3 protein-coding genes and 1 pseudogene are annotated in these 4,160 nt (G+C 71.4%); 3 read left to right on the top strand and 1 reads right to left on the bottom strand.

The window, feature by feature from the left end:
- Positions 1-112: 112 nt before the first annotated feature.
- Positions 113-1,469 (top strand): annotated as a pseudogene (locus G6R25_RS22120) (acyl-CoA dehydrogenase family protein).
- Here G6R25_RS22120 and G6R25_RS22125 read toward each other — a convergent pair.
- Positions 1,447-2,124, bottom strand: a complete 678-nt coding sequence (locus G6R25_RS22125; RefSeq protein WP_163554434.1) for a TetR/AcrR family transcriptional regulator — start codon at positions 2,122-2,124, stop codon at positions 1,447-1,449. The pseudogene G6R25_RS22120 and the gene G6R25_RS22125 sit on opposite strands and share 23 nt — an antisense overlap.
- 228 nt (positions 2,125-2,352) lie before the next feature.
- Here G6R25_RS22125 and G6R25_RS22130 point away from each other — a divergent pair, with 228 nt between their 5' ends.
- Positions 2,353-2,997, top strand: a complete 645-nt coding sequence (locus G6R25_RS22130) for a TetR/AcrR family transcriptional regulator (RefSeq protein ID WP_235949439.1) — start codon at positions 2,353-2,355, stop codon at positions 2,995-2,997.
- 186 nt (positions 2,998-3,183) lie between these two features.
- Positions 3,184-3,960 carry a polyprenyl diphosphate synthase gene (uppS, locus tag G6R25_RS22135; RefSeq protein ID WP_136449029.1) on the top strand — a complete coding sequence of 259 codons (777 nt, stop codon included), beginning with the start codon at positions 3,184-3,186 and terminating at the stop codon, positions 3,958-3,960.
- The last annotated feature ends 200 nt before the right edge of the window (positions 3,961-4,160 follow it).

Here is a 4,160-nt window from a genome sequence, read left to right on the forward strand (position 1 = left end):
CCCTGAGTCGACACCGTCCCCTGAGTCGACACCGTCCCCTGAGTCGACACCGTCCCCTGAGCCGTTACCGGCCCGAATGCTGGGAGGAAAAAAGTGCTGGGAGGAGAAAACCATGGCATGGGACTTCTCGACCGATGACGAGTTCGAGACCAAGCTGACGTGGGTCCGCGCGTTCGTGCGCGAGGAGGTCGCGCCGCTCGACGTGCTGTTCCCGGGCTGCGAGTACCTGCCCCTCGACGACGAGCGTCGCAAGATCGTCGACCCGCTCAAGCAGCGGGTGCGCGACGAGGGCCTGTGGGCGCCGCACCTGGGCCCGGAGCTCGGCGGCCAGGGCTTCGGCGCGGTGAAGCTGACCCTACTCAACGAGATCCTCGGCCGCACCGACTGGGGGCCGATCGTGTTCGGCACCCAGGCACCCGACACCGGCAACGCCGAGATCATCGCCCGCTTCGGCACGCCGGAGCAGAAGGAGCGCTACCTGGCGCCGCTGCTGGCCGGCGAGATCTTCTCCTGCTTCTCGATGACGGAGCCGCAGGGCGGCGCCGACCCGCGGGTGTTCACCACCCGGGCCCGGCGCGAGGGCGACGAGTGGGTGATCGACGGCCGCAAGTACTGGTCGTCCAACGCCGCGGTGGCCTCGTTCCTCATCATCGTCGCGATCACCAACCCCGACGTCCCGGTGCATCACGGTGCGTCGACCTTCCTGGTTCCGCGCGACACCCCCCGGGTGGTGATCGAGGACAGCCACCACGTGTTCGGCGCGCACCACCACGAACCGGGCCACTCCCTGGTGCGCTATGAGGGGGTGCGGGTGCCGGCGGATGCGCTGCTCGGCCAGGAGGGACGCGGCTTCGAGGTGGCCCAGTCCCGGCTGGCCGGCGGCCGGCTGCACCACGCCATGCGCGCGATCGGCGTCGCCCAGCGGGCCATCGACGATGGGACAGCGCGCCAAAAGCCGCTTCACCCAGGGCAGCTCACTGGCCGACAAGCAGTTCGTGCAGGGGTTCATCGCCGAGTCCTACACCGAGCTGATGCCGTTCCGCCTCGCCGTGCTGCACGCCGCCTGGCTCATCGACACCCAGGGCGAGCATGCCGCCCGCACCGAGATCGCGGCCCTGAAGGTGCTCACCCCGAAGGTCATCCAGTCGATCGTGCTGCGGGCGATCCAGGTCCACGGCGGGCTCGGCATCACCGAGCAGCTTCCGCTGGTCGACATGTTCACCACGGGGCTCGCTCTCGGCCTCGCCGACGGGCCCACCGAGGCGCACAAGGTCAACCTGGCCCGCCAGCTCCTGCGCGACTACGAGGCCGGCGATCCGGCCTGGCCCGAGGAGTTCCTCGGCCGCCGCCTCGCCGCGGCCCGGGAGAAGTACGGCGACCTCGTCCCCGCCGTCCCGTCGGTGCCCGCCGGGGATCTGACGGGCGGGCGGGGTCTGACGGGCGGTCTCAGGCCTCGAGCGCGGCGGTGATGAATCCGCCGATCGTGTTGACAACGTCGGCGTCATCGACCGGCAGGTGCTGGGCGTGGCAGTGGTACCAGGTGCGGTCCATCATAGACTGCACCGTCAGGCCCAGCGCCTCGGGTGCGTCGGTGGGTGTGCGTTGACGGCCGCGCAGGTGCACGCCGAGCAGCCAGGCCACCCGCATCTGCATCTTGTTGCTCGCCGCGCCGACGCTCTCGTCCGCCGGGCCGGACTGCGCGGAGAGGATGAAGGCGCCGTGCTGGTCCATGAACGCGAAGTACTGCCACACCCAGGCCACGACGTCGGCCCGGGTGCAGGGCCGCGCGATGGTCTCCCACTCCGCGACGACCTGGAGGAGCTCCCGGAAGGTGGCCTGGCCGAGGGTGTCGAAGATTTCCCGTTTGTCGCGGAAGTAGGTATAAAAGCCGGCACGGGAGATGCCGCAGGCATCGGTGATGTTGTTGATGCGGGTGCCGGCATACCCGCGTTCCAGGAAAAGCTTCTTGGAGGCGTCGAGGATCGCGTTGCGGGTGCGCGCCGCGCGCCAGCCCAACCGGCCGGCCGTGGTCTCGGTGCCGGCCGGCTCGACCTGCAGGTCCCGGTGACCGCCGTCGGGAGCCGCGCCCTCGTCGACGATGTCCGTGGAGGTTGAGTCGCCCATGGTCGACCCAGTGTAGGAGAGTCGGCCTGCGCAACGGTGACGGACGCGTCAGAGGTTGCTCACACAGGGCTCGGGTGGGCCGTCCGGTACGCGGGGGCGATCGATCGACTCCCGTATCCTTCACCTCGGCGGGCAACGCCGCCGACCCGCCGATACCGTCGTGCGGTGGCCGGTGCGGGCACCCGGTCGGGACGAGCGCGAAGGGATGTGGCGGCGGTATGGGCCCCAGTGGCTGAGGCGCCGCTCCGGCTCGCCGCGCAGGTGCCGGGCAGCTCGTCGGGCCCGGTCGATTCCGACCGCGCCGAGCGGGAGCGCCGGGCCATCATCCGTGCCGCTCACCGGCTGATCGGCCAGCAGGGGCGCGCGACCACGCCGCTGGAGGACATCCTGCGCGGCGCCGGGGTGAACAGACGCACGTTCTACCGGCACTTCCCGTCCAAGGACGCACTGGTCCTCACCATGCAACGGGAGGCCGCCGACGGGGTGTGTGACAGCCTGCGGGCGGCGGTGGGGCGGGCCGGTGACGCCCGGGCGGCCGCCGTGGCGTGGATCGAGGAGCTGCTCGCGATCGGCTGGGACGAGTGCGCCAGCCGGGACGGGCGGACGTTCATGACCCCGGAGGTCGGTCTCGTCGTCGGCATCGCCGACGCGCTGGAGGACATCTACGCCGAACACCGGGGCATCCTCGCGGAGGTTCTCGCCGACGGGCGGACCGACGGCAGCCTGCCCGCCGCCGAGCCGGAGTGGGACGCCCTCGCGATCCACGCCGTCGTCGTGCGCTACCTGGAGATGCGGGCCCGCCCCTACCCCGCGGTGCTCGACGACATCGTGCGCCGGTTCCTCCCGGCGGCCGCGGCGGGGCGACCGGGCTGACCGGCGGGGCGACCGGGCTGACCGGCGGGGCCCGCTCCCGCCGGCACAGCTCGCGCAGCTCCGCGCGGCCCACGAGCCCGCGCGGACGATGGTCAGCTTCGGCGGGTATCGTCACCATCCCGGTCGGTACCGGCCGGGAGTCGACCCGCGCCAAGCGCGGGCGTCGACCGTAGGGGATGGTTACAGATGACGCCGGGCCCTCTTCTCTACGCGCTCTACACCCGGCGGCTGCGCCGGCAGGTCATGGCCGGCCCGTTGCCGGCGCACGTCGGCCTGGTCATGGACGGCAACCGCCGGTGGGCTCGGGAGATGGGCCTGGCCAACCCCAGCCTGGGCCACCGTTACGGCGCCGAGCACGCCGAGGACGTGCTGTCCTGGTGCGAGGCCGTCGGCATCCGCCACGTCACCGTGTTCGTCTGCTCGACCGAGAACCTGCAGCGCCGCGGCGACGCCGAGGTCGCTTTCCTCATGCAGGTCATCGAGCAGGTCGTCGCCGACCGGCTCGCCCGCCCCGACGCCCGCTGGCAGGTCCACCTCGCCGGCATGCTCGACGCGCTGCCCGACAGCACCGCGCGGGTCCTCAAGGACGCCGTCGAGACGACCCGCACCGTCACGACCGGCTTCCACGTCACCCTCGCCGTCGGCTACGGCGGGCGGCAAGAGGTCATCGAGGCGCTGCGCGAGCACCTGCACGAACGCGCCGAGGCCGGCGACTCCCTCGCCGACGCCGCTGCCTCGCTGACCATGGACGACATCGCCCGCCACCTGTACACCGCCGGGCAGCCCGACCCGGACCTGGTGATCCGGACCTCCGGCGAGCAGCGGATGTCGAACTTCCTGCTCTGGCAGAGCGCCTACTCGGAGCTGTACTTCTGCGAGGCCTACTGGCCTGCGTTCCGCGAGATCGACTTCCTGCGCGCCCTGCGCAGCTTCGCCGCCCGCGGACGCCGCCACGGCAGCTGAGCCGCCGCGTCCTCGGCGCGGACCTATACGTCCAGACGGCCGAAGTCGCGGCCGTCTCGTGATTTCGTGCGGAGCATCCGCCATGACAACCAGGCAGTGGAGGCAGGCGGGGTATGCAACGCTCGTGCGTGCGCGGGGCCCCTGGAGTTTTTCCGAAACTCGCGATGGCTGATTCGAATCAGATCGCCGGGATCGTAAAT

It is taken from the genome of Candidatus Frankia alpina, from assembly GCF_902806485.1.
In the GTDB taxonomy this organism is placed as follows: Bacteria; Actinomycetota; Actinomycetes; order Frankiales; family Frankiaceae; genus Frankia; species Frankia alpina.

Coding starts and splice junctions, on each gene's coding strand:
- G6R25_RS22125 (WP_163554434.1), bottom strand. CDS start 2,124: ATGGGCGACTCAACCTCCACGGACATCGTCGACGAGGGCGCGGCTCCC.
- uppS (WP_136449029.1), top strand. CDS start 3,184: ATGACGCCGGGCCCTCTTCTCTACGCGCTCTACACCCGGCGGCTGCGC.